The organism is Streptosporangium sp. NPDC049644 (assembly GCF_040675205.1).
GTDB lineage: Bacteria > Actinomycetota > Actinomycetes > Streptosporangiales > Streptosporangiaceae > Streptosporangium > Streptosporangium fukuiense.
The window spans coordinates 1-3,404 of record NZ_JBFAOJ010000177.1 but is presented as its reverse complement, the minus strand read 5'-3'; the positions used below and the strand labels follow the sequence as shown (position 1 = coordinate 3,404).

General features: G+C 66.3%; 5 protein-coding genes and 1 pseudogene. All 6 read right to left on the bottom strand.

Features of this window, described 5'->3' with window-relative positions; translation table 11 throughout:
* Window positions 1–337 precede the first annotated feature (337 nt).
* Window positions 338–1,078, bottom strand: a complete 741-nt coding sequence (locus AB0J58_RS43255; RefSeq protein WP_357795875.1) for a CHAP domain-containing protein — start codon at window positions 1,076–1,078, stop codon at window positions 338–340.
* Window positions 1,075–1,251: a hypothetical protein gene (locus AB0J58_RS43250; RefSeq protein ID WP_357795872.1), complete on the bottom strand. Its 177-nt coding sequence runs from the start codon at window positions 1,249–1,251 to the stop codon at window positions 1,075–1,077. Before AB0J58_RS43250 ends, AB0J58_RS43255 begins: the two co-directional genes overlap by 4 nt.
* Window positions 1,244–1,570, bottom strand: a complete 327-nt coding sequence (locus AB0J58_RS43245) for a hypothetical protein (protein ID WP_357795870.1) — start codon at window positions 1,568–1,570, stop codon at window positions 1,244–1,246. The genes AB0J58_RS43250 and AB0J58_RS43245 overlap by 8 nt, the downstream gene beginning before the upstream one ends.
* Window positions 1,571–1,762: 192 nt before the next feature.
* Window positions 1,763–2,119: a hypothetical protein gene (locus tag AB0J58_RS43240; protein WP_357795868.1), complete on the bottom strand. Its 357-nt coding sequence runs from the start codon at window positions 2,117–2,119 to the stop codon at window positions 1,763–1,765.
* A 228-nt stretch (window positions 2,120–2,347) separates the two neighbouring features.
* Entirely contained in the window at window positions 2,348–2,755 is a 408-nt protein-coding gene (locus tag AB0J58_RS43235) for a hypothetical protein (RefSeq protein ID WP_357795865.1), read from the bottom strand.
* A pseudogene (locus AB0J58_RS43230) lies at window positions 2,756–3,404 on the bottom strand (hypothetical protein); the annotation flags it as partial.

Sequence of the window (3,404 nt, the reverse complement as noted above, 5' to 3'; positions counted from 1 at the left end):
AGGCAGGCGTACACAGCGAGGTCACCGCCCGGCTGGAAGATGGGGTCCGACTCGATCCGGAACAACTCCCGGACGGCCTCGCCGTCGCAGGCGGGGCATCGGCGAGGCCAGGCATTCAGACTCACGACGACCACCTCCAAGTCGAGTTGGAGCAGCGGCCATCAGTTCCAACTGAGAGGCCGTTCCGTTGGAACCACTTCTCAGTGACGGATCAGTTGGTGTCATCCACGAGTCCGGGGATCGGCCCGTCGTCCTCACCGGTCTCCGGCAGGTCAGGCCACAGCGCAGCCACCCTCGCCAGATACGGCCACAACAAGGCGTGCACGACGTCCACGACTCACACGCCGAGCAGCGCCGGCCAGGTCTCCCCGGCGCCGATCTCCCCGTCCTTCGTGATGCCCTTGTCGCCCTGCATCCGCTTTACCTCGGCGACGACCTGCGGCGAGTACACCGTGGGGTCGACGACGGCGGGGTCTAGGTCCTTGGCGTAGCCGCGCGCCTTCAGCAAGAAGAACGCCGTCTTGACGTGGGAGCCCTTCGCGCCGGGCTTGAGCAGCGGAAGCTTCTTCACCATGACCTCCGTAGGGTCCTTCTCGACCTTCGGCTTGCTGGCGTAGGGCGGGTTCCAAAATCCAGCGATGACGCCCGCCCCCCGTATGCGTCTCTTGCACGCGTTCCCGGTGTTCGCCTCGATCGTCTGGATCCTGCCGTCGCCCAAGTTCACCTCGACGATGCCGACATGATCGATATGCGGGATCGAATCCGTTCCGCCCCAGTCGAAGTAGACGATTGCTCCAGGCTCGGCGTACTTGCGAATGTTCGCGACCGTGCCCGCGTACCAGAGCCCCAGCCGGTCCCCGTCCTCGGCGTGCCACACCGTGAAGGCGCGGTCCCCATTCGGTAGCACCGGGCCAGCATTACCGGAGTCACGCGCCCATTTGGTGATGCTCATCTGACACCAGGGCGCCAGCAGGAACACGAAGCCGTGACGGCTGGCGTAGTCCCGTGTGATGACGTTGGGCCGGCCCGCCATGCCGAGGCTCTTGCGCGCCTCGGCGAGCATCTTCGCCGCAGTCACTGCGTCTCACCTCCTCCCTGGTAGATGCCGTCCTCGTCAGGAGCTCCGTACAAGGCGGCGAGGATCTGCTCCTCGTCGGGCTCAGTCGGACCCCACGGGCGGGTATCGACGTTCTCGGCGACGAGCTCGGCTTCGGACTTCTCGCCAGAGAACGGGTAGGGGGGATCAGCCATCAGGAGGCTCCTTCGCGCGCTCGTGGCGCTTGCTGCGCCAGGTCCGGATGATGATCTGCAGCCGCCACGCGAGCACTACCGGGACGCCCGCGAACGCGACCAGCCGGGCAAATTGCCACCAGTCCCCGTCAGGGAAGAACAGCCGGGCAGCCCACAAGCTCAGGCACGCTGCCAACACGCCCTGGAACACGAACACGTGCCGTCCGCTCGGCGTCTGCCACCAGCGGGCCAGCAACGCCTGAGCAACCACGCACGCGACCGCCAGCAGAGCGGACGCCACCACCAGGGCAGAACCCGCTACTCGGAGGACCTCAACCATGACGGCCCCCAAACGCGTCATCCATCAACTCCGCGAACCCGTTTGCCTCCCGCAGCCGCCGGAGCCGGCGGGCGAGCGACAGGGTGCGTTTCGCGGACTCGCGGGCAGCGGCGAGCTCCCGCTCCGCGCGGCGGTGGGAGTCAGCGACATCCTCCGCGGCCTGATCAATGGGCCGATCCTCGCCTGGTCGCGTCATTGGTTCGCCTCTTGCCGGGCTCTTATCTCGGTCAGTAGAGCGGCGGCGACCTGTGCGCCCTCTGTGGAGGCGAGCAGAGCGGCCCGGATCTCCTCCGCGTGCGCCTGCCTCGTTATGTCGTGCGATTGACGCTCTCGTTCGAAGAGGTCGTGCCACTGCCCGCAGTCCTTCTCGGCTTCCGCGACCCGCGCATCTCGGTCTTTTTCTGCCTGCGTGGCCCGTGCTTCGGCGTCTTTGCGAGCGTCTTCGAGTGTTGATCTGGGGATGAGGCGCCCGGTGAACACTAGCCACAGCACAGCCAGCAAGACGCCGACCGCCCCGAGCTGAACGATCGGGATCTGCGCCCACTCCAATGGGGTCCGCCTCTCTTGGTAGGTGCTGATCGGCGGAGGGGAGCCGATATATGGGAAAGCGCCGCCCGCGAAGCCGCCGGGTAGCGCGTCTTAGGAGACGATGCCCTTGGCGCGGAGCGCATCCAGCAGGCGGTTGAGCCTGTCGCGTATCTCAGCAACATCGCGCCGCAGGTGATCGGGTCGGTCGTCGTCTTCGAAAGCCAAAGCGGTCCGCACGAGGGCCTCCGATCAGGTGAGGAGGATGCCCGCGGCCCGCAGGCTGTTGATCAGCGCGTTGAGCTGGGCCCGTACTTCTCGCACGTCGTTGTACAGGGCGTTGTACTGGGCCGCGTTCGGAGCGCCGCCGATCGTGCCGGACGTCATGTTCGCGGCGATATCCACAGGCTGTGCCCGCAGCGGCGGGATCGGCACCAGGTCATACTCATCGCCATCGGCTGTGATCGCGGTGGGCCGGTTGTCCTTACTGAAGTAGTGGACACCGCTGGCCGGCGGCGTGGGCGAGGTGCGATCCGGCATGATCAGCCCCGCAGAGGCTTGTGTGATCGGTGGCCGCTGCTGACCTGACCCGAACAGTTGCCCTAGCTGTTTCCGCATGCCAGCGATATCAGCGAGGATGTCGTCAGGGTACTCAGGCATCTACGACTCCTCTGCTTCTTCGAACACGAGGGTGCATTCCTCTTGGCCGGAGCCTTTCGCCGGCGGTTTGAAGGCCATGCCGACGACCCGCCACGACTTGGCGAAGCTCGCGACGCCGTTGACGATGGGCCACCATGGGTTGACCAGCATGATCGTCACCCAGTCGCCGAGGTTGCCCGGCCCGAAACTGGTGTTCGGCGCGAGTCGCACCGTCGCCTGATGCACCCGCACCGTGCCCGCCCGATGCGCCGCCCACCAGGCGGCGAAGGAGTTCAACGTGTCCTGATCCGATGCCCCAGAGCGGTCCGCGGTGACGTCGATACCTGGCCAGCCCGCATCAATGTGGGCTTGCGCGAGAGCGACGGTGGACACCAGCGGCTCACTGGTCGTAGACGCGTCATCGTTGATGCTCTCCCCGCGGACCTGGAAGGCGGTACCGCCGCGGAGCGCATCAATGTCCTCGCTCCACGACAGGACGTTGCCGGGCTCCATGAACTTGTGGTTGGCAGCCTCGCTACCGATCGTTGGGGAGCCCCACACCCAGTACCGGGTGCGGGTGCCGTCGCCGTTGTCGACGACCTGGATGCACCACTCGAAGCCATGCTCATTCGTCGCGAGCTGCGCGAGGCGCTCCCCGTACGTGCTCGCC

What these genes read in the sequence shown, in the direction of transcription:
- AB0J58_RS43250 (WP_357795872.1), bottom strand. Translation starts at nt 1,251, where the DNA reads ATGGCTGATCCCCCCTACCCGTTCTCTGGCGAGAAGTCCGAAGCCGAG.
- AB0J58_RS43245 (WP_357795870.1), bottom strand. Translation starts at nt 1,570, where the DNA reads ATGGTTGAGGTCCTCCGAGTAGCGGGTTCTGCCCTGGTGGTGGCGTCC.
- AB0J58_RS43235 (WP_357795865.1), bottom strand. Translation starts at nt 2,755, where the DNA reads ATGCCTGAGTACCCTGACGACATCCTCGCTGATATCGCTGGCATGCGG.